Genomic DNA, 25,042 nt, shown 5'->3' on the forward strand with positions numbered 1-25,042 from the left:
GCTTCCTTCGCTTTCCTGGGCTGCACTGTTTTTGTGTGTTTACAAGGAAGCCTATCTATTATGAAGAAAAGGGAGGAATCCCGAGTGAAGTCGAAATTAAATAAAGCTTATATGACGGACATACTCGAGATGCTGCTGCGTACGCCGAGCCCGACTGGCTATACGCATCACATTATGAAAAAAGTAGAGCAAGAAGTGAATAAGCTAGGTTACGAGCTTACATATACGAACAAAGGCTGCGGCATCGTGACGATTCCCGGCACGCGCAATGATCGCGCTATCGGCATTTCCGCACATGTGGATACGCTGGGTGCAATGGTACGTTCGATTAAGGAGAACGGCACGCTCAAAATCACCTCTTTAGGCGGTTTCATGATGGGCGCGATCGAGAATGAGTATGTGCAAATCCATACTCGCGACGGGCGCGTATTTGACGGAACCATTCTGACTTCAAGGCCTTCGGTGCACGTGTATGAAGATGCCAGAGAGTTCAAACGCGACGAAGCCAACATGGAAGTCCGCATCGATGAGCTCGTGAAGAACAAGAAGGACGTTCAAGATTTGGGCGTTCGAGTCGGCGACTACATCTCATTCGATCCGCGGGTCGTCGTGAAGGAGAACGGCTATGTGAAATCGCGCCACCTGGACGACAAAGCGAGCGTTGCCGCTCTCTTCGGACTGCTTAAGCTGATCAAGGAGGAGGGAATGCAGCCGCTGTTTACGACGAAGCTGTTCTTCTCCAATTATGAGGAAGTCGGACACGGCTCAGCCTTCATACCGGAAGATATCACGGACTTCATTGCGGTCGATATGGGCGCGCTGGGCGACGATTTGAGCGGCAGCGAACGCGACGTTTCGATCTGTGCCAAAGATTCATCCGGCCCTTATGATTATCAGATGACGTCCCGAATGATCGAGCTGGCCGAGAAGCTGGAAATCGGATACGCCGTCGATATTTATCCAAGATACGGCTCCGACGCTTCTGCAGCGCTGCGAGGCGGGCGTGATATTCGCGCTGCGCTCGTCGGTCCCGGCGTGCATGCGTCACACAGCATGGAGCGCACGCATATGGATGCTGTAGTCAACACAGGAGCGCTTCTTGCCGCTTACCTGATGGAGCCTGTGCAAGCATGAATATTTTGAGCGCAGTTAATATAACCAAAACATTCGGCGACAAAGTGTTGTTCGATGACATCACGTTCACAGTGAACGAGAAGCAGCGCATCGGTCTCATCGGCGTGAACGGCACAGGCAAATCCACGCTGCTGAAGCTGCTGGCGGGATTGGAAACCGCGGATCGCGGCAAGCTCGTGCACGCGAACCATTTCCGGGTGGAATACTTGCCGCAGAACCCGGAGTTCGATCCGAACTCCACAGTGCTTGAGCAAGTATTCCACGGCGATACGCCGCTCATGAAGACGCTTCGCGACTATGAGCTGGCGCTTTCCGAGCTGGAGCAGGATCCCTCCAGCGAGAAAAAGCAGGCGCGGCTGTTCGCAGCCCAGTCGCGCATGGATGAGCAAGGTGCCTGGGAAGCCAGCACCTTGGCCAAAACCGTGCTGATGAAGCTAGGCATCCGCGAGTTCGACAAGGCCGTCGGCGAGCTGTCCGGCGGTCAGCGCAAACGCGTCGCCATGGCGCGCGTGCTCATTCAGCCCGCCGACCTGCTCATTCTCGACGAGCCTACGAACCATATCGATAACGAGACCGCCATCTGGCTCGAGGATTTCTTAAGCAAGTGGCGCGGCGCACTGCTGCTCGTTACGCATGACCGCTACTTCCTGGAGCGGGTGACGAACCGCATCCTGGAGCTGGACGGGGGCAAGATCTACAGCTACGAGGGCAACTACGAGGCGTTCCTCGAGAAGAAGGCGGAGCGGATGGAATCCCAAGCCGCCAGCGAGGATAAGCGGCAGAACCTGCTGCGCCGCGAGCTTGCATGGCTGCGGCGCGGCGCGAAGGCGCGCACGACGAAGCAGAAGGCGCGCGTGCAGCGCGCCGAGGAGCTGCGGGACCGCAAGGTGGACGGTCCTGCGGAGAAGCTGGACATGGCGCTGGCCGGCAGCCGCCTCGGGAAAAAGGTGATGGAGCTAGAAGACGTCACCAAAGCGTTCCCGGGCGGGAAGACGCTGCTGAGCGGCTTCAGCTACATCGTGATGCCGAAGGACCGCCTCGGCATCATCGGACCGAACGGCAGCGGCAAATCGACGCTGCTGAACATGCTGGCCGGGCGCATCCTGCCCGACAGCGGCACGATCGAGACCGGCCAAACGGTGAAGCTGGCGTACTACACGCAGGAAAACACCGAGATGGACGAGAAGATGCGCGTCATCGACTACATCAAGGAAGCGGCCGAAGTAATCCGCACGTCCGATGGGGAAGCCATCTCCGCTTCGCAAATGCTGGAGCGTTTCCTGTTTTCCCCGAATCTGCAATGGTCGCCGATCGGCAAGCTCTCCGGCGGAGAACGCCGCAGGCTGTATTTGCTGCGGACACTCATGGGCGAACCGAACGTTCTGCTTCTCGATGAGCCGACGAACGATTTGGATATCCAAACCTTGACCATACTGGAAGATTACCTGGACCAATTCCCGGGGGCTGTCATAACCGTCTCCCATGACCGGTACTTTTTGGACCGGACGGTCACGCATATGTTCGCGTTTGACGGGAATGGACGGATCGAACCGTATACGGGCAATTACTCCGAGTATTTGGAAGAGAAACAGCAGCAGGAAGAGGCGGAGCAAGCACGCAGGGAATTGGTGAAGCAAGCGAGCAGCAACGCTGGCAGCAGCGGAGCCAAACAAGCCGCCCAGAACCAGAACCAAGCGTCCGGCGCCCCGGCCGGCTCTAACCGACCGAAGAAGCTTTCGTTCAAGGAGCAGAAGGAATGGGACGAGATCGAAGGGACGGTCGCAGCGCTGGAAGAGAAAGCCGCCAGCTTGAAAGCGGGAATTGAAGCGGCGGGCAGCGACTTTGACAAGGTTAGAGATCTGTATGAACAAGAGCAGCAAGTCAACGCCGATTTGGAAGCAGCAATGGAAAGATGGACTTATTTATCCGAGTTGGTAGAAGAAATAGAGCGAAATAAGTTATGATAGAAGAAACTATAATAAAGGCAGGTAAGTATTCCACATGATTACAGTGAATAACGTGACGCTTCGTTACGGCAAAAGAGCCCTTTTCGAAGACGCCAACATTAAATTTACACCGGGCAACTGCTACGGTCTCATCGGTGCGAACGGTGCGGGGAAATCGACGTTTCTGAAAATTCTCTCCGGCGAAATCGAGCCGAATACCGGCGAAGTATCCATCACTCCTGGCGAGAGAATGGCAGTTCTGAAACAAAACCATTATGAGTTCGATGAAATTGAAGTGTTAAAAACGGTCGTCATGGGGCATGCCCGTTTGTTCCAAATTATGCAAGAAAAGGATGCGCTATACGCAAAAGAGGATTTCTCCGAAGAAGACGGCATGAAAGCCGCCGAGCTCGAAGGTGAATTCCAGGACCTGGACGGCTGGCAGGCTGAATCCGATGCCGCCGAGCTTCTGATCGGTCTAGGCATCCCGACCTCCATGCACGATATGAAAATGAAAGACCTCGACGGCAATGAGAAAGTCCGTGTTCTCTTGGCGCAGGCGTTGTTCGGCAACCCGAACATCCTGCTGCTCGATGAGCCTACCAACCATTTGAACTTGGAGTCCATCCGCTGGCTGGAAAACTTCCTTGCCCGTTTTGAAGGCACTGTCATTGTTGTATCCCATGATCGTCACTTCTTGAACCAAGTGTGTACGCACATTGCGGATATCGACTTCGGTAAAATTCAAATGTATGTCGGTAACTATGACTTCTGGTATGAATCCAGCCAATTGGCGCTTCGCCTCGCCAGAGACGCTAATAAGAAAACAGAAGAAAAGCGTAAAGAGCTGGAAGCCTTTATCGCACGATTTAGCGCGAACGCATCCAAGTCCAAGCAAGCGACTTCCCGTAAGAAACAGCTCGAGAAGCTCACGCTTGAAGATATTAGACCGTCCAGCCGTAAATATCCGTTCATTCACTTTAAGGCAGAACGTGAAGCCGGCAAGCAATTACTTGCTGTTGAGAATCTGTCCAAAACTATTGATGGCGTAAAAGTGTTGAACAACCTTTCGTTCACGATTAACAAAGGCGATAAAGTAGCTTTCGTCGGACCGGACGGCATTGCCAAAACGACGCTGTTCAAAATTTTGATGGGCGAGCTGGAAGCGGACGAAGGCACATACACATGGGGCGTTACGACTTCTCAAGCTTATTTCCCGAAAGACAGCCAGGACTATTTCAATTCCGACTTGAACCTGGTCGATTGGCTGCGCCAATACTCCAAAGATCCGGACGAATCGTTCCTTCGCGGATTCTTGGGCCGCATGCTGTTCTCCGGCGAAGAAGCGCTCAAGAAAGCGAATGTCCTTTCCGGAGGCGAGAAAGTTCGCTGCATGTTCTCCAAAATGATGCTCAGCGGTTCCAACGTGCTCATTCTGGATGAGCCGACGAACCACTTGGACCTCGAGTCCATTACGGCGCTGAACAACGGGCTCGTTGATTTCGACGGCACGATCCTGTTCGTTTCCCATGACCATCAGTTCATCCAAACGATCGCAACCCGCATTATGGAGATTACACCGAAAGGTCTGATCGACAAAATGTTGACCTACGACGAGTACCTGGACAGCGATGAAGTGAAAAAACAACGCGAAGCCCAATACGCGTAAAAATGAAAAGCGCCCTGAAGATGAACTCTCAGGGCGCTTTTGTTTAACGACTAGCTGCCGCCGGTGCGACGGCGTTGATTGTTGACTTTTTTAGTCATTTGGCTTTTCGCGGTTTGATTCGTGTTTCCGGCTTGTTTGGGATTTGCGCGCGCTGCGGCTTGATCAGCTTTCTTCTGGGCTAGCTTTTGCTTAATGGCATCGGCTAGGCTTACTTTCTTAGGGCCCTGTTGTTCGGCCTGCACATCTTGAGGCTTGTCTGACATCGAAACACCTTCTTTACACGTGATATACTTTTAGTATAATCGAATCAAACCAAAGATGAAAGAAGGTGTGAACATGTTTGACCCGACCATCTATGACAATATCAAGGTCGTCCTGGAAGGCGCTGTGTATGACGTAGATCTGGAAGGCCGAATATTAATTACACGCCGTGAAGATCTTGTTGATCTATCGTCGATGTCACGTACGTATGCCATTGAATTCGCCCGCAAGATCGACAAACCGAGCAAAGCGGAAATCAACCTGCATGTGCATCTGAGTGATTTGGCTGCGGAAATCCTGGAAAACCCTACGGCGAAGCCCGGCTGCACGCTGACCATTAAGCTGTACACCAAAGTGACTAGCCCTGAAGCGGAGTGCCGCCATCTCGAGGAGCAATTGGGGCGCATATGGGAGCATCGCCCGCAAATATCGCAGCAGCTATCGTACACCTATGGCAAAGTTCCGGTTGTGTACCGTAACCAAATCACGTTATCGTTCGGACGCAAAATCGATGAAAGCCATTTGGATGATTTTCCGCATTTGATCGATTATGCAGTGGAAAGCCTGGTTTGGCTGGACGAAAGAGGGAGTTAGGATGAAGGAGCTTTCCCAACAGCAATTGCAAGACAAATACCAAGAGCAAACGGAAAGCTTTGCGGTCTTTCTATTTACGCCGTTTTGCGGCACATGCCAAGTGACGGAGCGGATGTTGGACATTATTATGACGATGCAGCCCGGATTGCCGCTGTACAAAAGCAATATTAATTTTCTACCGCAAATCAGCCGTGAATGGCAAATTACGAGTGTCCCTTGTATCGTTATCGTTGAGAGGGGCAAGGAGAAACAAATGCTGTACCGGATGCAATCCGTGGACGAGCTATATCGTAAACTGCTGCCGCTATGCAGCAAGTAAAATGAAGGAGGTTGTTCAGGAATGAGCGCTTTTCAAATCGGTGATCGTGTGATCGCAGAATACAAAACCGGGGTGTACTACGGTGAGGTTGTTGAAATGTCGAGTACGATGAAGGCGGCAGTGCGGATCTTGGCCGTGAAGGAGCATCCGACACAAGGGGATTTGCACAATCCGATGGACCCGACAGTGGCTTTCTTTCATCAGAGAAGAGCCTTGTCCAATCAGGAAATCGCCTTAATGCCGATATCGACGATTCGTGCATATGCAGGAGTTGTTCCGGAGTATCAAGATTCGCTGAAGAGAGCGCTTTTGGCGCAAATCTCTAAGTTGTCGGAAATGGAAGCATGGGCCCGACGCTCTCTGCAGGAGCTTCACCAGTTACAGCAGGAATATTTCCCGCAATCGAATTAAGAAACTTCCAAATACAATTTCGTTCCGTCGTTATATTTGAATATGGCGACATCTCCAATGATCTCAATCATCGAGATCATTTTTAATTTTTTGCGAAATTCGAAGTGCAGTTCAAATTCCTTCAGCTTACTGTTCAACAGCTCCATATGGGAGCTGCGATGTGTGAAATTCAGCACAGGAATGGATTTGTTTTTGAATCGAATCGTTATCGCTTGCATATTAAGCCCTCCTTCACGTTTTCCATCCGGAAAACGAACCTTGTAAGCATGGCGCATACAACTGGTCTACAAATTTAGGATACATTTCAAATGTTAGTTATGTTCAAGACAAACTATTAAGAAAGTTTTAGTATTTTATTATATGTCAAGAATAGCGATAGAGGGCTAGTTCCTGAAATAATCTTTTGAATAAATTTGGAAGCCCAAGCTGTATAAGCCATCCGGACCGGAAGATTGGCGGTTGCGGGGAAAGATAAGCACAATTATAATAAGAAAGATTGTAATCTAACATGTTCTGGGGGAATTAGAATGACAGCGGGAAAACCAATCCGTATCGGGATTATCGGTTCCGGAAACATCGGAAATGTACATATGGAAACATTGAAGAAAGTGCCGGAAGCAGAGATTGCCGCGGTAACGGACGTATACTTGCCGTTGGCCGAATCCAGAGCCAAACAGCATAACATTGAACGCGTATATGAGAGCTCGGACAAGCTGCTGGCCGATCCAAGCATCGACGCGGTTGTAATTGCCGTATCTAACGAATGGCATGCTCCTATTGCGATTCAAGCGTTAGAGGCAGGCAAGCATGTCATGCTGGAGAAACCGATGGCGCTCAATCTGGAATCAGCCAGACGCATCGTCGAAGCGGAGCGCAAAGCGGGTAAAGTGCTCATGATTCCTCATCAGCTCCGTTGGGAAGCGTTGTCGCAATCGGTGAAACAGCAAGTTGAGAAAGGCGCCCTCGGCAGCATTTATCATGCCAAGGCAGGCTGGTTGAGACGCAAAGGCATTCCAGGCTGGGGAACCTGGTTTACCCAGATGGATAAATCCGGCGGCGGGCCGCTGATCGACCTTGGCGTGCATATGCTGGATCTCTCCCTGTATTTGATGGGGAATCCGAAGCCGGTATCGGTCTATGGTGCGACGTATGCGGAGTTCGGTCCGCGCAAGAAAGGCATCGGAACCTGGGGTACGCCGAATTGGGACGGCAAATATGATGTGGAGGACTTGGCGACTGCGCTGATCAAGCTGGAGAACGGGGCAACCCTGTCGCTGGATGTGAGCTGGGCGGCGCTCATCGAAACCGACAGCCAACCCTACGTGCAGCTGCTCGGCTCCGAGGGCGGCGCGTCGATTCGCGGCACGAAAGGGAAGCTGCTTGCGGAAGTTTTCGACCGTGAAGCCGATGTGACCTTAACCGTTCCCGAAACGGACGAAGGTTCCCGCGTTCGCATGATGAAGCACTTCGTGTCGTGCATTCAAAATGGCCAGCAGCCGATTACTTCCGTCATGACCGGTTATACGAACAATCTCATTCTGGATGCGATTTACACATCCTCGCAAACCGGCAACGAAGTGAAATTGAACTGGGACATCGAGTAGACGGGAGCTGCAGCAAGTGAACTGGGAGTTATTCAGTATCATCGGGACGATCGCCTTCGCCGTGAGCGGAGCGATCGTTGCGATGGAAGAAGAGTATGATATTCTTGGGGTCTACGTATTGGGGCTCGTCACAGCCTTCGGCGGCGGGGTCATTCGTAATTTGTTGATTGGCAAACCGATCGTACTGCTGTGGGAGCAAGGCTTGTATTTTCAAATCGCCTTATTTGCGATGACGCTTGTCTTTCTGATGCCTGTGCGTTTCATCCGCGTCTGGAAAACCTGGGAAGCGTTCTTCGATGCGATCGGCTTGGCGGCGTTCTCCATTCAAGGCGCTCTCTACGCAACGAATATGGGGCACCCGCTAAGCGCCGTCATCGTCGCAGCCGTGCTTACGGGGATCGGCGGCGGTATGGTCCGCGACGTGCTGGCGGGGCGCAAACCGCTCGTACTCAAGGATGAGATCTATGCGGTATGGGGGATGCTCGCAGGCGCATTGGTCGGTCTGGGCTGGTCGCAAGGCGCATGGCAGCTATCCGTGCTATTCGCACTTATAGTTATATTAAGAATGTTATCCGTGTTTTATAAATGGAAGCTGCCCAAACGCTCTTTGCGCAATGTCGTCGTGCCATCGTCACGCAGATCCGATTCATAGTCGATGTTCTTTTCCATATTCATGGAGTAGAGAGAAAGGAGGAGTGCGCAATGGAAACATCGTTGACACAGGAGCACAAAATTTCCGCCGAAACGATCGCCGCGCGCATCGTCTCGGTCAAAGAGCTGCTGCAAACGGAGCTCGATCTGTATGAAGTGGCCAAGGATGCAGAAACCGGTGAGCATTATTTGCACTATGCGTATATGCACCGGGATTTCACGAACACCGGTGAGCCGGAATCGTTTCATTATTTGCTGCCGATCGATAGCGATGATGTACTGGGAATGATTTTCGGGGAACAGGGATATGCCTATCCCGAATTTTGGCGCAAACCGTTTCTGCGCAACGGACCGGAAGGGTTCTATATTTGGTTCGATCCCTCGCACGAAATCCAGCATTCGGAGGATGAAGCGATTGCCGCTGACCTGCTGAGCAAGCTGAGAGCATTCAAAGAGAGCGGTTCGGCGGATCCCGAAGCCGTGCGTAAACTGCTTGAAGATTTGGACGCGACCCGCAAGAAAGATGAATAGAAGGTAAGGAAGCCTGCATGGCCGATGATTCGGCGGCAGGCTTTTTTTGTTTAGTAAAAATGGGGATAAATGCCCATATTAACACTACTGGCGAATTGTAAGAGAGGAGGTTATTACGGAGATGAGCATTGACTCGTACCAATACGCAAATTTGTCCCCTCACGAGAGCTTGTTGGAGGATTTGCGGAGCCTGGAGTCACGGATGAAAGATGAGTTGGGCCGCGAGGTCGCTTTGATTGCCTATGAGAAGGAAGAGAGAGCTGGTCAACAGCAGCAAGAATGAAGGAGAGAAGGGGGTAATCACGTAATGAATAAGAAAATGGTTCACATCGTCATGTCCGTAGCGCTCATGAGCATCGCGGCCGGCTGTACGGCTGCCTCCCCGAACAATCATGGCGGCGCAAGCTCCGCTAATCCGAATGCCGGGACATGGGATACGGGACTGAGAAACAATGAAGATGCATCGCTAGGCGCCAAGAGCATCAATCAAGGGCCGCTGCCTTCCATGCAGCCGCCCACGCTTGACAATGTTAAAGCGCATACGAACACGCATTTGACGATGAGCCGGGATTTGGCGGATGGCATTATCCAAGCCGCGCATCTCGGTCCCGCGGCCGTCGCCATAACGGATAACAACATTTATGTTGCCGTGGATATGGGGGGCATGCAGGCGATGAGCGCCGACAAAATTCTTAGCAAAACGAACGATCCGGAGAATGAAGCGGGCTTGTTCGGGTCCGGTGTGGGGTCGTCGATGGATTGGCTCTCGGCCAAACCGCTGCCGGCGGAAAGTGCGAATGCCATTAGGAATACGCTGACACGCATCTATCCCGATGCCAACATTTTCATCTCTACGAATCCGCATTTTGTCAACAGAATGATGTATTATGACGGCCAACAGTTGAAAAACAAAAAGATGGACACGTACATGAATGAGTTTAATACGATGATCCAGTATGCGTTCCCGAGCTATTCGACTGGCCAAAAAGGAATGCTGCCTTAAAGGATAAGAAGGATTAGCCGCAGACCGTTACGTTCTCCCTCAGCGCCCTGCTGAGGGTTTTGTCGTTATCACGATGGTACACGTGTTTAAGGGGGAGCAGGAATCATGAGCAACAAATACAAAGTCAGAGCCTACTGCAGTTCGCGTCAATGCGACTATGTGCATCAGGAAGATGTTGTTCGGGCTATCAATAGCGAGACCTCTTATGCTTTGGCCTTATCCTATAACGAAGCGCAGATGAAGCCGAGCTGTCCGAAATGCGGAGAAGCGATGGCTTTCTATGCCCATTCGATCATTGACGAGCCTTGGCTGCCTTGACAGGCTTGACAACCAAAGCTTTCCTGATGAATAGTAAGAAGATCAACAAATCAGGAGAGGAACATCAACTCGTATGATTACCGCATCATTACCGCAAGCAATAAGAGAGAAGTTGGAGCAGAATAGAAGGCTCAGACAACCAGGGACTGCGCCTGAGGATGTGAGGCTGATTGGCACCGCATCGTTCGAAGCACCGAATGAAGATATTTTGAGCGATACGGTAATTGCTCTGTTTCTGGGTAAGAACGTATTGCTGAAAGGTCCGACCGGATCGGGAAAAACGAAGCTGGCCGAGCATGTTTCCGCACTGTTCGAGCTCCCGATGCAATCCGTGAATTGCTCCACCGATTTGGATGCGGAAGCGCTCCTCGGGTTTAAGACGCTGACTCATGACGAGCAGGGACGCACGGAAATCGCGTTCATCCCGGGACCGATTATGAAAGCGATGACGAAAGGTCACCTCTTGTACATCGATGAAATCAATATGGCAAAGCCGGAAACGCTGTCGCTGATCAACGGGGTTCTCGATTACCGCAGATCGGTTACGAATCCGTTTACGGGTGAAGTGATTACCGCACACCCCGAATTCAGAGTCGTAGCTGCCATCAACGAAGGGTATATGGGGACCGTGCCGCTGAATGAAGCGCTGAAAAACAGGTTCGTCACCGTGGATGTTCCGTATCTGCAAGGAGATTCGTTATTTCGCCTGTTGAAAAGCAAATCCATGCTTCAAGACGATAAGCTGCTCAGAACCTATGTACAGCTGTCATCGGATCTATTGACGCTGATTGAAATGGGACAATTGCCGGATGAAGCCGGATCTGTTCGAGCGCTGCTCGATGCATGCGACCTTACGGCTTATATTCCTCCAATGCGAGCGGTAACGAGAGCGATTGCCGATAAATTGGAGGACGAAAGGGAACGTGCTGCCGTGCTTAATGCGGCGGAAACGTTGTTCTAAGCGATGTTTGTAGGCAAAATCAGTATGCTCGACGATAAAATCGACGCCATGCTGCAGATGCAGCTGGTCGATTTGGCAAAAATATTTACCAAGCGCAAAGAGCTTGAAGTGGAAGCGGCATTCCACGCCCACTACGACGAACTGACGGCGCGAATGACGGTCAGCCAATTCTGGTGGGATTACCCGCCGGCGGATAAGGCGGCGGGGATGAAGAGCGATGTCATGCTGCGTGGGATCGGCAGTGCATGGTTTACAGGCGCGGAGGCGGTAAGCTCGTATTTGGACCGGAGCAAGATGACGTCCATGCCGAAGCTGGCGAATTCGTTGTTTGCGCTGTGCGAGGATGTGCGGCTTGAACGGATTTGCCGCGCGCGCCGGCCAGGAACCGCCCGGGTATTTGCGATCCGGCATCGAATCTATGGCGCGTATTACGGTCATAAGCTGCGCACGCATGTGAACCGGGAAGAATGGGCGGACGCCATGCTGTTGTTCATCTACGGGTGGTTTACCGGAGCTGAGTGGAGTGCGTCTGCCGCCCAAGGCGTGGGCATAGCGGCTAGCTTAACGCAGCTGTACCCGCTGCTGGAACGCATCGAGGAGGCGGAGCACACGGCGCAAGTCGCCGCAATCTGCGAAGAGATGATGGCATCGATCGCCTATGGACTTGAGCGGGATGCAGTGTCAGCCTATTTCTGGATGCAGCCGGGAAGCGGCACGGCGGAGCCGCTGCCGGCCGGTTACCGGGGCGAGCTTGCACGCGCGAAGCGGCTCGCCGGCGGGGACACGCTCCCCGAGCAGGAAGGGGAGCGGCAACTGCCGGGCCAGGAGCGCTTGCCGACCTGGCACCGCGAGAGCAGCGACCGCAGCTCCTCGCAGCTGCGGTTCGAGCTGGAGCGCGGCTCGCGCACAGCCGCGCTCGGGGGTGCGCCCCGCGAGGGCGATGCCGCCGACCAGGCGCTCGCCATCCAGCAGGGGCGCTCCATGCGCGCCCAGCGCACCGGCGCCGCCGCCGAGCGGCGCGCCAAGGCCGACGTGCCCGCGGCCGCGGGGCACGGGGAGGGCGGCGTTGCCGCGTTCGCGACGGCGACATGGCTGGCGCCTGGGCGGCCGACGGCTTCGCAGGAAGCCGCCTACAGGCGCCTGAGCGAGCGCGCGGCACCGCTCGCGAGGCCGCTGCAGCGTGCGATTCGGCGCACGCTGCAGCAGCAGCGGATCGCCCCGCGCGGCGACCGGCTGTTCGGGCGGCTCGATAAGCGGCTGACGCGAGCCGTTACGCAGGAGATGCCGCGCCTCTTCTATAAGAAGCGCGCACCGGTTCCGCAGCTCGATGCGGCGTTCGCGCTGCTCGTCGACTGCTCGGCGTCCATGTATGACAAGATGGACGAAACCAAGCTGGGGCTCGTGTTGTTCCACGAGACCCTGCAAAATCTGCGAATCCCCCACGAGATCGTGGGCTTCTGGGAGGATGCGGACCGCGTGACGGAGCGCGAAGCGCCCAACCTGTTCCAGGTTGCGGTCGACTTCGGCTCGTCGCTGTCCGGCGGAAGCGGCGCGGCGCTGATGCAGCTGGAGCCGCAGCAGGATAACCGCGACGGCTTCGCCATTCGCTGTATGACAGAGCGGCTGCTGCGCCGCGCGGAGCGCCAGCGCATTCTGCTGGTGTTCTCGGATGGCGAGCCGTCGGCAGCGAATTACAACGAGGTCGGCATCCTCGACACCTATGAAGCCGTGCTGCGCGCCCGCCGGCTTGGCATCGAAGTCATCTCCGTCTTTCTGGCCAATGGAACGGTGCATGAGACGGAGCGGAATGCGATGCGCAACATGTACGGGCGCAGTTCCATCGTGGTGCCTCACGTTACCGAGTTGACGGAGCAGCTCGTGCCGATTTTACGCAAACTTTTGCTGAAATCTATCTTTTAGTGTCGAAATCTTATACAATAGATCAGGGTATTCGCTGAGGAATGTTGGCGCTATACCCTGTTTATGCCATGATGGTTATCTATACTTACATACAAGTGAAACTGTAATAAGCTTATTGGAGTTGGGCACAACATTAAGGGGGAAATAATTTCATGTACGGAGCACCACTATCGAAACAAGCAAAAAAAATCATGCTGCTGGGTTCAGGCGAGCTCGGCAAAGAAGTTGTGATTGAAGCCCAGCGTCTCGGCATTGAAACGATTGCCGTCGACCGTTATGCGCACGCCCCGGCGATGCAGGTCGCTCACCGCAGTCATGTGATCAATATGCTGGACGGCGAGCAGCTCAGAGCGCTGATCCAGCAAGAGCAACCGGATTTGATCGTTCCTGAGATTGAAGCAATCGCGACACCGGAGCTTGTTGAACTGGAGAAAGAGGGCTATCGCGTGATTCCAACGGCTACCGCTTCCCGCTTGACGATGGATCGGGAAGGGATTCGCCGGCTGGCTTCGGAAACGTTGCAGCTGAGAACGGCGAAATACGCGTTCGCCAACTCGCTGGAAGAGCTCCATGCCGCCGTTGCCGAAATCGGTACACCGTGTGTGATCAAGCCGATCATGAGCTCTTCGGGCAAAGGTCAAAGCGTATGCCGCACGCCGGAGGGTGTGGAACAATCGTGGAACATCGCGATGGAAGGCGGACGGGCCAAAAATGCGCGAGTGATCGTAGAAGAATTCATTCATTTCGAATCGGAAATTACGCTGCTGACCGTTCGCTCCGTATCCGGAACGACCTACTGCGAACCGATCGGTCATATTCAGAAAGACGGCGACTACATCGAATCGTGGCAGCCGCACGAGATGACTGAGGCGCAAATTGCGGACGCGCAGCACATGGCCAAGACGATCACTGACGCGCTTGGCGGCTATGGGATCTACGGAGTCGAGCTGTTCTTGACGAAAGATGGCGTGTATTTCAGTGAAGTGTCGCCTCGCCCGCACGATACGGGGATGGTGACGATGGCAACCCAGGATTTGAGCGAGTTCGCTTTGCACGCACGAGCGATTCTGGGGCTGCCGATTACCGGCATTCGTCTGCTGACGCCGGGAGCCAGCTATACGCTCAAAGCCGACCGCGAGCAAGTCGAATACACGATCAGCGGCTTGGAAGAGGCTTTGTCCGTGCCCAATACGCAGGTCCGCGTGTTCGGCAAGCCGGAGACGAAGGTAGGACGCCGCATGGCCGTAGCGTTAAGCAGCGGCACGACGGTTCAAGAAGCGCGCAGCTTTGCGAAGGAAGCGGCAGGTAAGCTGAGACTGAACTACGAGTGATTGATTGCCAGGTTTAGGTTTTGAAAGCTTTAGACTCTTTTGGCACTTTAGGCTCTTAAGATGCTTTAAGTGCTTTAAGTGTCAGGGATTAAGAGATAAGAAATCATAATAGCTGCTTGTCATCTTCAGGAGGAACCTACATGGAAGCGAAACCAGCAAGACTCTCCCGAACCGTGCTGACCGAAATTATTTTACCTGCGGACACCAATTACCATAATACCGTTTTCGGCGGGCGTGTCATGCAGTATATTGACAAAGTGGCAACCATTGCTTCTATGCGCCATTCGCGGCGCGGAGTCGTGACGGCATCGAGCGACAGCTTGGATTTCTTTGCGCCGGTTAAGTTGGGCGAAGCGATTCAATTGGAAGCGTTCGTCACGTGGACGCATCGCAGCTCGATGGAAGTTTTCGTGAAAATCGAATCGGAAAATTTGCTGACCGGTGAGAAGAAGCGTACGGCCAACTCTTATTTAACCTTCGTAGCGTTGGATGAATACGGCCAGCCTTGTCCGGTACCGGGGATTATTCCGGAGACTGAGGAAGAGAAGCGCCTTTTCGAAACGGCTGAAACGCGGTATGCCGCGCGCAAACTGCGAAAAGAAGAGCGTAAATATGAGTAACTAAAGCAGTCCCCGCGGGGGCTGCTTTTTTTGCGTAGTCCGGGGGAGACAGCGAAGTTTACAGAGAGAGTGCGTTCTTCAGAGTGACCATCCAGTTACGATCCCGTTGACTCATGAAAGGGACATGGAGGAGAAGTGCGCACCGGGCGACCCATATTTTAGTAGGCATCCGCCAGGAAATGGGTTATTATGGTAAAAGAACTTTCCGTCCGAAAGGAGACACGCATGGCAAGAACGTTTTTCAAATCAATCGTTTTCGCTTGTCTTTTCCTCGTTGTCTACTACATCATTAAGATGGCATGGGGGTACTACATGGTTATGAAGTACACGCCCGATATTGTGCAGGCATACTCGGCAAGCGAGCATTTAAGCAGCAAGGTGTCGTTTGGCGTCTCTGCCAGCACATCGGAGATGCTTATCGAATCCGCGTCGATCCTTGTTTTGGGTGTCGCGATTTACATGCTATGCAGCTATTTTTTGCACAAAATAAGAAGCATTTGAAACCAAATATCGAGATATTCGTAAGGAATGGGACAGAAATGAGGAAATCTTATTAGTTTGAATCCTATTATCGGAGGTTATTTCTTCTATGAATGCTCATGAAATCGATTATCGCGTGTTAGGTAATGAAATGCAGTACGTCGAAATTGAATTGGACCCGGGTGAAAGCGTTGTTGCAGAAGCCGGAAGTATGATGATGATGGATCAGAGCATCCAGATGGAGACGGTGTTTGGCGATGGTTCCAGTGATAATAAAGGGTTCATGGGCAAGCTGCTCGGAGCGGGCAAGCGGCTGCTGACCGGCGAAAGCTTATTTATGACGGTTTTCACGAACCAAAGCCGCAGCGGGAAAGAACAAGTTACATTTGCAGCTCCGTATCCCGGCAAAATTATTCCGATGGACTTATCCACGTTAGGCGGCAAGTTAATTTGTCAAAAAGATTCGTTCCTTTGCGCAGCCAAAGGCGTCTCGGTTGGCATTGCGTTCCAGCGTAAGCTGGGGGCCGGCTTCTTCGGCGGTGAAGGCTTCATTATGCAAAAGATCGAAGGCGACGGCCTTGCATTCGTACATGCGGGCGGCTCGATCTGCGAGCGCGTGCTTCGCCCAGGTGAGGTGATTCGCGTGGATACCGGCTGTCTGGTAGCCATGACGCAAGAGGTCGATTATGATATCGAAATGGTCAAAGGGGTCAAAACGGCCCTGTTCGGCGGCGAAGGATTATTCTTCGCTACGCTTCGCGGACCTGGCCGGGTGTGGATTCAATCGCTGCCGTTCAGCCGATTGGCGGATCGCATGGCTTCCGCAGCTCGCGCAGGCGGCAGGAAGGAAGAAGGCGGCATTCTAGGCGGCTTGGGGAATTTATTGGACGGCGACGGCAGATAAATGCTTATGACGTAAAATGAAAAGGTGCTGAGCAGCTTGGAGATGCTCAGCACCTTTTTTTGGTGTGCTTTTTGCAGAATACGATGCCTTCTTGATTCTAGCGGACAGAGGCAGCCGCTATTTTGCGAATTTATGCCATTTAGCGAGTGTAACGGACACACACGCCGTTATTTGCACAATTCCAAGGCATATGCTGCGAAATAACCGCAAATAAGGTCACCTGTGTCCGTTAGAAGTGAAATCAGGCGATTTTCATCCATTTAGCGGCTCTGGAGACCGTTAGAGAGAACACGAAAGAAAAACCCCGGCCATTCGAATGGCCGGGGACACCTTCCTTACTTCGCTCCGCCTTCTGCCAGGATTGTTTCCCAGATGGCGCCTTTGCCGTAAAGCTCCTTGTTGACTTTGTCCCAACCGCCAAGGTATTCAATGTTGAATAGGCCGGCCGGCGTGGTGTAGTTTTTCTCGTACTGCTTCGCTACTTCCGGAAGCACGGAACGGAAGCCTTTGTCGGCGAACACTTTTTGCGCATCAGCGCTCCACAAGAAATCGCGGAATGCTTCAACGGCTGCGCGGTTGCCGTGCTTATCGACGTTTTTATCGATAATGGCAACCGGATTTTCGATGGACGTCGTGTACTGCGGAATCACTTCCACATACTTTTTGCCCGCTTGAATCCGGGAAATAAGCTCGTTCTCGTACGTGACGATGGCATCGCCTACGCCTTTATCGAAGGTGGCGAGAGAGTCTGCGCCGCTTTTATCGAGCACTTTGATGTTTTTGTACACCTTGGCTACATAATCTTTGGCGAAGGCCGGATCTTTCTTCCCGGCAGCCTCGGAAACTTTCAGACCGGCGCCGTAGATCGCGTTGATGTCCCATTTGGCTCCGCCGGATGTGCTCGGGTTCGGGATCAGCACTTCAACGCCTGGCTTCGCCAAGTCTTCCCAGTCCTTGATGCCTTTCGGATTGCCTTCGCGAACGCCGATGGCTGCAATGGAAGCGGTGATATTCCCTTTAAACTGGTTATTTTTCCAGTCGTGTGTAATAAGGCCTTTCTCGACGATTTTCTGGATGTCACCTTCCAATGACAACGGTGCAATGTCAGCTTCGAAACCTTGAATGATCGCCGTAGCTTGGGAACCGGAAGCTACGTAGGATTCTTGGAATTCGACGGTTTGACCGGTTTTCTTTTTCCACTCTTCTTTGAATTTGGGCAGGATGACATCGAAGGAGTCCTTCAGAATGGAGTAAGCGCCGATCGTAATCGTTACTTTACCGCCTTCTGCTTTTGGCGTTGCGCTCGCTGCCGCCGCCGTGGTTGCAGCTGCCGATGAAGCAGGCGCATTTGCCGATTTGGTGCCTGTTCCGCAAGCGGTCAATGCGATGCTTGCTGTTACGAGTGCGGCAGTGACAAGGCCAAGTGATTTGAATGATTTCATAGTGTTACAACTCCCCTTCATGATTGTGTTTATTTTTTTATATAAAAACAGGCAGCGGATCTTGTTTCGCCTGATTCTCAATGACGATGTTCTCGGTTTGGGTGAAAACGGACATCTGGTGAATGAGAATGTTCACTTCGTCTCCGGGTTGATAAATTTTCTCTTTCACGGACTGATAAGCGAACAATTTCAGGTCGCCTGTGGCAATTTCCAAATACCAGGAATCACCGCGGAAATGTACATGCGTGACCTTGCCTTTCTCCCCGGCTGTCGCAAGATGGCTGACATCGTGAGGACGCACTTCGATGGACTCGGGACGGATGAGCACATGCACATCCGATAGCCAGCGCCCGTCTTGCTGGATGGTATCCAGGTAAGGGAAGCCGTTCAGCGGCACATACTTGGCAATGACGTTGGATTCACCGATAAACGATGCAACGAAAGAGGAGGCAGGCTGCGTGTAAATTTCCCATGGGCTGCCTTGCTGCTCGATTTTGCCGCCCTGCACAATAATGATCTCGTCGGCGACTTCGATAGCCTCATCCTGGTCATGGGTAACGAACAAGGTCGTAACTTTGAACTCGTCGATCAGGTTGCGCAGCCATAGTCGCAGTTCTTTGCGGATTTTCGCGTCAATCGCCGCGAACGGTTCATCGAGCAGGAGCAACTGGGGCTCCGGTGCCAGAGCTCTGGCGAAAGCAACCCGCTGCCGTTGTCCTCCGGAAAGCTGATGCGGATATTTGTGCTCGTTGCCGGCGAGACCCATCAGATGAAGCAAGTAAGTAACCCGCTCGCGGATGAATGCTTTCGGTTTTTTCAATACTTTGAGGCCGTAGGCGACATTATCGAACACGGTCATATGCTTGAAGAGGGCGTAGCTTTGGAAAACAAAGCCGATGCCCCGCTCTTGAACGGGCAGATGCGTGGCCAGCTTGCCGTCGAAGTAAATGTCTCCGGTCGTCGGACTTTCGAGTCCGGACAGCATGCGCAGGATGGACGTTTTGCCGCCGCCGCTGGGTCCGATCAAGCCTACGAGATGGCCTTTCGTAACCGAGAAATTCACATCTTTGATGGCATGAAAGGCGCCGAAGTGTTTATTGAGATTTCTGACTTCAATATGCATGGGAGTTCCTCCTTAATGACTTCTCAATTTCTCGCTTCTTCGTTTCAGCCACTCCAGCGCTAAAAGGATCGAAATGGAAATAAGACCTAGTACGAATGCGACGCTATTCGCCGCTGTGAGCTGGAATTGCTCGGCGTCTTGATAAACGAGCGTAGTTGCCGTCTGCGTTTGGTTAATGATGTTGCCTGACACGACGAGAATGGAGCCGAATTCGCCAAGCGATCTGGCGATGGTTAAAATAAGTCCGTACACGACGCCCCACCGGATGCCCGGCCAGGTGATTTGGAAGAACGTACGCCAAGGACCTGCGCCTAATGTGGCGGAAGCTTCTTCCGATTGCGTACCGATTTCTTCGAGCAGAGGAACGACTTCCCGCACCATGAGAGGGAACGTAATGAACATAGTCGCCAGGATCATCCCGGGAATGGCATAAACAACTTTCATCTGATGATCTTCCATGAATGCGCCCAAAGCGGTATTCGGACCGAAGATAAGAATGACCATTAGACCGACGATGACGGGAGATACGGCAAAAGGCAAATCAATTATGGCATTGATGAATGGTTTCAATTTACGTGAGATCCAGGAACCTCTTACGATTTCCAAAGAAAGATAGACGCCTACAATCGTATTCAGCAGTGTAACGACAACGACGATGATGAGTGAAATTTTCATAGCGTGCAGCGCTTCAGGTCTTGTCAACGAATCGAGAAAGGCTTTCGGTCCTTCTTCGAAAGCACCGAACGCAACGCCGAGGAACGGCAGCATGATAAGCAGGAATATGACCAGGAACGAAATGCCGATTAATAGTTTTCTCATGCAAGGCGCCCCTTTCCGCGTGTCAGTACATTGATGATCCACAGAATGAGAAGCGACAATGTAAGGAGCACGAGTGAGATGGCGGCGGCCCCTTCAGGGTTGTAATTTTGCGTTTCACCGTATATATAGACCGATGCGACCATCGTTTTGCCCGGTAAATTACCGGATATGAGGGAGATGGCGCCGAATTCGGCTAATGATCGAGAGAAGGCAAGCATACTGCCGGCGAGAATGCCGGGAAGAACAGCCGGAAAGACGATGCGGCAGAATGTATAGAAGCGGCTGGCGCCAAGCGTGAAGCTGGCTTGCTCTTCAGCCGGATCGATCTGCTCCAGCAATGGCTGAACGGTTCTTACGACGAAGGGAAATGTGACGAATACTAACCCGATGACGATCGCCGTTTGGTTGTAAAGCAGCTTGATACCGGCATGTTCCAACCAGGCGCCCAGTGGACTGGAAGGACCGAGCAGCGTAAGAAACATGAGTCCGGCAACGGATGTCGGAAGCGAGAAGGGAAGATCGACCATGCTGTTGAGAATGCTCTTCCCGCGGAAGCTGTACCTGACAAGAACGTACGCGATAATAGTGCCAATGAGTGCTTGAATAATCGTTGAAATAATGCTGAGCTTAACCGTCAGCAAGATGGACTTCCAGGCTAAAGGTCCAGTGACTTCACTCCAGAATGGTTCCCATCCCAAAGAGAATCCTTTGAAATAAATAGAACCGATCGGGATCAAAAGAAGCACGATCAAATAGCCGATAAGCACAGATCGAACCGTAGCTTTAAACACCGATTTAACCACATTACACCACCCATTTTTATTAAACATAGTGTTTTACTCGGAATAATAAGATGAATATAACAGTGTGTGGTCAAATTTGTCAATATATTTATTTCAGTTCTTTATGGAAATGTTCAAAAAAATTGATAATCATCAAAAGCAGAACAGGAATAGAGCTGAATGAGTATTAGATGAAGCGATCAAATGCGCTTGTACCCAGGATAGCCGAAATGACGGTTGCAGCGCAGATTATGGGCGCCGTGGGAGGTCGTGAAAGCCCGTTGATAAATTCGTGCGGTTAATGAAGGGGGAAAATGGAAAGACTCTCACTTGAAGTGAATATGCAGCAAGGGTCCCTAATCAAATTATAGCTTTATGATCTGAAAAAAATGTTAAAAACAGGATTGACACCCTCGTACGCGGATGCTAATATTGGTATAACATTAATCCTCACTAATCTTATCGGAATTATACGAAAGGGAGTTTGTCTCATGGAGCATGCCATCACGATACAAAGCGACGACATTGAATTAGCCGCAACGCTGCATTACCCCACGAATCAATCAGGAGCCGCTGGAGATTGTCAACGTTGGCCGCTCATCATCATCTGCCATGGCTTTATCGGAAGCCGGGTAGGGGTGGATCGGTTATTCGTGAAGGCGGCCCGTGAGTTCAGCTCGAAAGGTTACTTGGTACTGCGCTTCGACTATGGCGGTTGCGGTGAAAGCACCGGCGAGTACGGCTCAGGCGGGCTTGATGTTCTGATCGAGCAGACGAGAAGAGTGATTGATTACGCCTTTACGATTGATTGTGTAGATCTGAGCCGTGTGATCCTGGTAGGACACAGCTTGGGAGGCGCTACGGCTGTTCTTACGGCAGCCAAGGATTCCCGGGTCAAAACGCTCGTGCTGTGGTCTGCGGTCGCACACCCGCACAACGATATCGTGCGGATCGTAGGCAAGAGCGAATACGAGAAGCTGCCGGCCGGCGGTGCGATCGATCATCATGGCTATTCGTTATCAAGCCGTTTCTTCGATTCTTTGGCACAGCACCAGCCTTTCGAACAGCTGCGCAAGTTTAACGGCGACGTACTTGTCATACACGGTACGGCGGATGAAATCATCCCGGTCGATTATGCGCCGCTCTATCAGAAAATGTTCTGGTTGCGCAATGAGGGACAATGCGAACTGGATCTAGTGTTTCAAGCGGATCACACGTATTCGACTTCGGGTTCCACGGCGGAGCTGCTGGAGAAGACGAGCAACTGGTTAACTTTCATACAGAAAAGGAAAAATGATTGGAACGATTGGACGATCTGATAAGAAGCGGAGGAATGGGCATGGCGAAACCATTGGAACTAGACGAATTATGGGTAGATCGAATTAAGCAAATGTTAAACGGATTGGAATACGGTTCTGTGCAAATTGTCGTGCATGACGGGAAAATCGCACAGATCGATAAAACAGAACGAAAACGATTTGACGCGCCGAATCAATCCCAGCTGCAAGCTGTGAAAGCTGTGAAACAAACAAGCAAGGCCTAGCTATTATACATGCATGATGCAACGAACAGCCTCCTTTCTCCGAAAAGGGGGCTGTTTTCATTTGCCAAGAACGCTATACTGAAAGCAGCGGATGAAGTTCAGGAGGGCGGGGTTTTATGCAAAAAAAGCATTTCATATGGCGGGATGAAGAACAGAAGGATCACCATGTTTACGAATGGCTGCCGGAAGGGGATGCAGCCGTCAAAGCCATCGTCCAAATCGCACATGGCATGGCGGAAACGGCGGCCAGGTATGAACGATTGGCGGAAGAGCTTACAGGTAGAGGCTATGCGGTCTATGCGAACGATCATCTCGGTCATGGGCGGACGGCGGGTTCGCCGGAAGCGGTCGGGGTGTTCGGGAAGGACAGCTTTCATCAAATGGTCCGTCATATGGGACAGATTACCGATCAGATCCGGAAACGGCATCCGAGTAGGCGGCCGCTGTTTGTTATGGGACACAGCATGGGGTCGTTTCTGACGCAGCATTATATGGGTTCTTATGCGGCGCTGCATCCGGACCAAGTGCAGGGCATCGTGTTGTCCGGTTCGAACGGCAAAGAAGGAGCTGCGCTGCAAGCGGGTATCCTGCTCGCGGCTTCGGAAGCCGCTGTGCGGGGAGAGCATCACCGCAGCACTCTGTTGACGGCGCTATCTTTCGGCGCCTACAACAAGAAGTTCGCCCCGAACCGTACGCCGTATGACTGGCTCAGCAGGGACGCGGCGGAGGTTGATGCCTATATGGCGGATCCCTATTGCGGCGTAACGTTTACAGCGGGCTTTTTCCGGGATTTCTTCCGCGGGTTGAAGGAGATCCATCGTCCCGCCCATCTGCGGAGGGTGCCGAAGGAGCTGCCGGTCTATATTTTCTCGGGCGAGGAAGACCCGGTTGGCGGGCACGGGCGGGGAGTCCGCGCTTTAATTCGCACGTACCAGCAGTTAGGATTGAAGGACGTCAGCTCCAAGCTGTATCCAGGCGGACGGCATGAGATGCTGAACGAGGTGAACCGTGAGGAAGTGACGGCGGATTTGGCCGACTGGTTGGACCGGCAAGTCGAGCGGATAACGTAGATGGACTTGCCGGAGATAGAGCGGCATTTGCGAGAAGTGCATATTTAGCCTTTTCTGGCTGTGGAAATAAGGCTATCCGGCTAGGCATTGCGCTGAAGCTGCAAGGCAATGCCCTGGCGGTCGATTTGGATCCAGTATTCGGCGATTCGCTCGTTCTCGACGCGATAAACGGCGCTGGCGATCTCGACGACCGGTTTGCCTGTCGGCGCATATCCGTCTACTTCGCCGATATGCGTGCCGGTTTGCTTCCAGCGAACGTAGACGCGGTCGTTCTGAGCGATTAGCTCCTGGATTTCCAATTGGAAAGAACCGTAGGCGGCGATCATTTCCCGGACATGGTCGGCATAGTTCGCCGGCGTACGGCGGACTGTGGTTTCCTTCTCCGCGGTCACTTGATGGGCCAGGACGTGTTCGGCCATATAGCGGTGCGCACTGTCGGGTTGGCTTCCGGAACGAACATGATGGAAAAATTGCTGAACGACTTCAGTCGGTGTCAGGGGCATAATGAAACTCTCCTTGTAAGTAAATTAGCATGAGTGTAATGGAAATGATCTCATAGCACAAGTAAAGAATAAACCCCGCAGAGGCTGAAGAAGGCCTAAGCGGGGTGATTTGTTATTTCAACAGCTGCCGGAATTCCTCGGTCAGCAGCGGCACGACCTCGAACAGATCGCCGACGATGCCGTAGTCGGCGACTTTGAAGATCGGCGCCTCCGCATCCTTGTTAATCGCGATGATGACGCGCGAGGAGCTCATCCCCGCCAAATGCTGGATGGCGCCGCTAATACCGCACGCGATGTAGATTTCCGGCGTCACGACCTTGCCGGTCTGGCCGATCTGCATCGCGTATTCGCAGTACCCCGCGTCGCAGGCTCCACGGGAAGCGCCGACAGCGCCGCCCAAGACGGCAGCCAGCTCTTCGAGCGGCCGGAAGCCTTCGGCGCTGCGCACGCCCCGTCCGCCGGAGACGACGATCTTGGCTTCCGCCAAGTCTATTGTGCCGGACGTTTTCTTCACGACCTCCCGAATGACGCTGCGCAGGGAGGGGGCGGGGTAAGCAACATCGATCACCGAAGCCTGGCGCGAAGCGTCCGGCTCCTGCGCGGCGATGTTGTTCGGCCGGATCGTCACGACCCAGGTGCCGTCCGGGTCGGTGAACGTTTTCTGCTCAACCGCCTTGCCGGCGTAGAGCGGGCGGGTGAACGTGACGCCATCCCCGCTGCGGGCAATCGCCGTCACGTCCGAGAGCTGGCCGGCGCCAAGTTTCGCAGCGGCCAGCGGCGCAAGATCGCGGCCGGCTGCCGTGTGGCCGAAGTAGAGCGCTCCCGGCTTCGCTTCTGCCATAACCGCGAGCAGCGCGCTCAAATAGGCTTCCGGGTTGTAGCTCTCAAGCGCCGTATCTTCTACGGCATAGACGGACTCTGCGCCATAGGCGGCAAGCTCGCCGGCAAGCGCTTTGGTTCCGCTGCCGCCGATCAAGACGGCATGGATGGCATCGCCATTCCCGGCGGACAGCTGCGCAGCGCGCAGCGCTTCGAAGGATACTTGACGCAGCTTGCCACCGCGAGCTTCAGCAACGACGAGAAATGTTTTCGCCATACAGGTA

The 25,042-nt window shown here is 52.9% G+C and carries 29 protein-coding genes; 21 read left to right on the forward strand and 8 right to left on the reverse strand.

Annotation, left to right across the window (positions count from 1 at the left end; translation table 11 throughout):
• Positions 1-111: 111 nt before the first annotated feature.
• The 3 genes from J2X61_RS20195 to J2X61_RS20205 are packed head-to-tail and all read left to right on the forward strand — an operon-like array spanning position 112 to position 4,749.
• The gene (locus J2X61_RS20195) at positions 112-1,134 is read left to right on the forward strand and encodes a M42 family metallopeptidase (RefSeq protein WP_396135473.1); all 1,023 of its coding nucleotides are present in this window, start codon (positions 112-114) and stop codon (positions 1,132-1,134) included.
• Entirely contained in the window at positions 1,131-3,098 is a 1,968-nt protein-coding gene (locus tag J2X61_RS20200) for an ABC-F family ATP-binding cassette domain-containing protein (protein WP_310190047.1), read from the forward strand. The genes J2X61_RS20195 and J2X61_RS20200 overlap by 4 nt, the downstream gene beginning before the upstream one ends.
• 37 nt (positions 3,099-3,135) lie before the next feature.
• The gene (locus tag J2X61_RS20205) at positions 3,136-4,749 is read left to right on the forward strand and encodes an ABC-F family ATP-binding cassette domain-containing protein (protein WP_274468379.1); all 1,614 of its coding nucleotides are present in this window, start codon (positions 3,136-3,138) and stop codon (positions 4,747-4,749) included.
• A gap of 50 nt (positions 4,750-4,799) precedes the next feature.
• On the opposite strand, the gene J2X61_RS20210 is transcribed toward J2X61_RS20205, so the two are convergent.
• A complete protein-coding gene (locus tag J2X61_RS20210; protein ID WP_274468380.1) occupies positions 4,800-5,012 on the reverse strand; it encodes a hypothetical protein in 213 nt (70 codons plus the stop codon).
• A 73-nt stretch (positions 5,013-5,085) separates the two neighbouring features.
• On the opposite strand from J2X61_RS20210, the gene J2X61_RS20215 reads away from it, so the two are divergent.
• Genes J2X61_RS20215 through kapB form a run of 3 tightly spaced genes read left to right on the forward strand, consistent with a single transcriptional unit; the run spans position 5,086 to position 6,334 of the window.
• Complete coding sequence (locus J2X61_RS20215) at positions 5,086-5,604, forward strand: hypothetical protein (protein ID WP_274468381.1); 519 nt, start codon at positions 5,086-5,088, stop codon at positions 5,602-5,604.
• A gap of 1 nt (position 5,605) precedes the next feature.
• Positions 5,606-5,923 (forward strand): thioredoxin family protein, encoded by a 318-nt coding sequence (locus tag J2X61_RS20220; protein ID WP_274468382.1) that lies wholly within the window; start codon positions 5,606-5,608, stop codon positions 5,921-5,923.
• A gap of 21 nt (positions 5,924-5,944) precedes the next feature.
• A complete protein-coding gene (kapB, locus tag J2X61_RS20225) occupies positions 5,945-6,334 on the forward strand; it encodes a kinase-associated lipoprotein KapB (protein ID WP_274468383.1) in 390 nt (129 codons plus the stop codon).
• Here kapB and J2X61_RS20230 read toward each other — a convergent pair.
• Entirely contained in the window at positions 6,331-6,552 is a 222-nt protein-coding gene (locus J2X61_RS20230; RefSeq protein WP_274468384.1) for a hypothetical protein, read from the reverse strand. The two genes, kapB and J2X61_RS20230, sit on opposite strands and share 4 nt — an antisense overlap.
• Before the next feature lie 309 nt (positions 6,553-6,861).
• On the opposite strand from J2X61_RS20230, the gene J2X61_RS20235 reads away from it, so the two are divergent.
• From J2X61_RS20235 to J2X61_RS20290, 12 genes are all read left to right on the forward strand, one after another.
• A complete protein-coding gene (locus tag J2X61_RS20235; RefSeq protein WP_274468385.1) occupies positions 6,862-7,938 on the forward strand; it encodes a Gfo/Idh/MocA family protein in 1,077 nt (358 codons plus the stop codon).
• Between the two features lie 16 nt (positions 7,939-7,954).
• Positions 7,955-8,590 (forward strand): trimeric intracellular cation channel family protein, encoded by a 636-nt coding sequence (locus J2X61_RS20240; protein ID WP_274468386.1) that lies wholly within the window; start codon positions 7,955-7,957, stop codon positions 8,588-8,590.
• Between the two features lie 50 nt (positions 8,591-8,640).
• Positions 8,641-9,120, forward strand: a complete 480-nt coding sequence (locus J2X61_RS20245) for a hypothetical protein (protein ID WP_310190051.1) — start codon at positions 8,641-8,643, stop codon at positions 9,118-9,120.
• Between the two features lie 121 nt (positions 9,121-9,241).
• Positions 9,242-9,403 (forward strand): hypothetical protein, encoded by a 162-nt coding sequence (locus J2X61_RS20250; protein WP_274468388.1) that lies wholly within the window; start codon positions 9,242-9,244, stop codon positions 9,401-9,403.
• Between the two features lie 24 nt (positions 9,404-9,427).
• The gene (locus J2X61_RS20255; protein WP_310190053.1) at positions 9,428-10,123 is read left to right on the forward strand and encodes a YhcN/YlaJ family sporulation lipoprotein; all 696 of its coding nucleotides are present in this window, start codon (positions 9,428-9,430) and stop codon (positions 10,121-10,123) included.
• Positions 10,124-10,228: 105 nt separating this feature from the next.
• The gene (locus J2X61_RS20260) at positions 10,229-10,441 is read left to right on the forward strand and encodes a hypothetical protein (RefSeq protein WP_274468390.1); all 213 of its coding nucleotides are present in this window, start codon (positions 10,229-10,231) and stop codon (positions 10,439-10,441) included.
• A 73-nt stretch (positions 10,442-10,514) separates the two neighbouring features.
• A complete protein-coding gene (locus J2X61_RS20265; RefSeq protein WP_274468391.1) occupies positions 10,515-11,402 on the forward strand; it encodes an ATP-binding protein in 888 nt (295 codons plus the stop codon).
• Between the two features lie 24 nt (positions 11,403-11,426).
• Complete coding sequence (locus tag J2X61_RS20270) at positions 11,427-13,322, forward strand: nitric oxide reductase activation protein NorD (protein ID WP_310190055.1); 1,896 nt, start codon at positions 11,427-11,429, stop codon at positions 13,320-13,322.
• A gap of 152 nt (positions 13,323-13,474) precedes the next feature.
• Entirely contained in the window at positions 13,475-14,653 is a 1,179-nt protein-coding gene (gene purT / locus J2X61_RS20275; RefSeq protein WP_274468393.1) for a formate-dependent phosphoribosylglycinamide formyltransferase, read from the forward strand.
• A 140-nt stretch (positions 14,654-14,793) separates the two neighbouring features.
• Positions 14,794-15,273 (forward strand): acyl-CoA thioesterase, encoded by a 480-nt coding sequence (locus tag J2X61_RS20280; protein ID WP_274468394.1) that lies wholly within the window; start codon positions 14,794-14,796, stop codon positions 15,271-15,273.
• 225 nt (positions 15,274-15,498) lie between these two features.
• Positions 15,499-15,774, forward strand: coding sequence for a hypothetical protein (locus J2X61_RS20285; protein ID WP_310190057.1), 276 nt, complete (start codon positions 15,499-15,501; stop codon positions 15,772-15,774).
• 88 nt (positions 15,775-15,862) lie between these two features.
• Positions 15,863-16,657: a TIGR00266 family protein gene (locus J2X61_RS20290; protein ID WP_274468396.1), complete on the forward strand. Its 795-nt coding sequence runs from the start codon at positions 15,863-15,865 to the stop codon at positions 16,655-16,657.
• A 335-nt stretch (positions 16,658-16,992) separates the two neighbouring features.
• On the opposite strand, the gene J2X61_RS20295 is transcribed toward J2X61_RS20290, so the two are convergent.
• From J2X61_RS20295 to cysT, 4 genes are read right to left on the reverse strand one after another with little or no spacing between them, the layout of a single operon-like run.
• On the reverse strand, positions 16,993-18,099 hold the full coding sequence (locus tag J2X61_RS20295) for a sulfate ABC transporter substrate-binding protein (protein WP_274468397.1): 1,107 nt from the start codon (positions 18,097-18,099) through the stop codon (positions 16,993-16,995).
• 37 nt (positions 18,100-18,136) lie between these two features.
• A complete protein-coding gene (locus J2X61_RS20300) occupies positions 18,137-19,222 on the reverse strand; it encodes a sulfate/molybdate ABC transporter ATP-binding protein (protein WP_274468398.1) in 1,086 nt (361 codons plus the stop codon).
• A 12-nt stretch (positions 19,223-19,234) separates the two neighbouring features.
• The gene (locus J2X61_RS20305; RefSeq protein ID WP_310190061.1) at positions 19,235-20,041 is read right to left on the reverse strand and encodes a sulfate ABC transporter permease subunit; all 807 of its coding nucleotides are present in this window, start codon (positions 20,039-20,041) and stop codon (positions 19,235-19,237) included.
• Positions 20,038-20,844, reverse strand: a complete 807-nt coding sequence (cysT, locus tag J2X61_RS20310; RefSeq protein ID WP_274468400.1) for a sulfate ABC transporter permease subunit CysT — start codon at positions 20,842-20,844, stop codon at positions 20,038-20,040. Before cysT ends, J2X61_RS20305 begins: the two co-directional genes overlap by 4 nt.
• Positions 20,845-21,314: 470 nt before the next feature.
• Between cysT and J2X61_RS20315 the strand changes: the two genes are divergently transcribed.
• The 3 genes from J2X61_RS20315 (at position 21,315) to J2X61_RS20325 (ending at position 23,436) form a co-directional block, all read left to right on the forward strand.
• Complete coding sequence (locus J2X61_RS20315; RefSeq protein ID WP_274468401.1) at positions 21,315-22,142, forward strand: alpha/beta hydrolase family protein; 828 nt, start codon at positions 21,315-21,317, stop codon at positions 22,140-22,142.
• Positions 22,143-22,162: 20 nt separating this feature from the next.
• Positions 22,163-22,366 carry a YezD family protein gene (locus J2X61_RS20320; protein WP_310190063.1) on the forward strand — a complete coding sequence of 68 codons (204 nt, stop codon included), beginning with the start codon at positions 22,163-22,165 and terminating at the stop codon, positions 22,364-22,366.
• A 116-nt stretch (positions 22,367-22,482) separates the two neighbouring features.
• Positions 22,483-23,436, forward strand: a complete 954-nt coding sequence (locus J2X61_RS20325; protein WP_310190065.1) for an alpha/beta hydrolase — start codon at positions 22,483-22,485, stop codon at positions 23,434-23,436.
• A gap of 80 nt (positions 23,437-23,516) precedes the next feature.
• Here J2X61_RS20325 and J2X61_RS20330 read toward each other — a convergent pair whose 3' ends face one another.
• Positions 23,517-23,939 carry an ester cyclase gene (locus J2X61_RS20330; protein WP_396135470.1) on the reverse strand — a complete coding sequence of 141 codons (423 nt, stop codon included), beginning with the start codon at positions 23,937-23,939 and terminating at the stop codon, positions 23,517-23,519.
• 112 nt (positions 23,940-24,051) lie between these two features.
• Entirely contained in the window at positions 24,052-25,035 is a 984-nt protein-coding gene (locus J2X61_RS20335; protein WP_310190068.1) for an electron transfer flavoprotein subunit alpha/FixB family protein, read from the reverse strand.
• Positions 25,036-25,042 lie beyond the last annotated feature (7 nt).

The sequence above is a fragment of the Bacillus sp. 3255 genome, from assembly GCF_031456485.1.
Taxonomy (GTDB): domain Bacteria; phylum Bacillota; class Bacilli; order Paenibacillales; family NBRC-103111; genus Paenibacillus_E.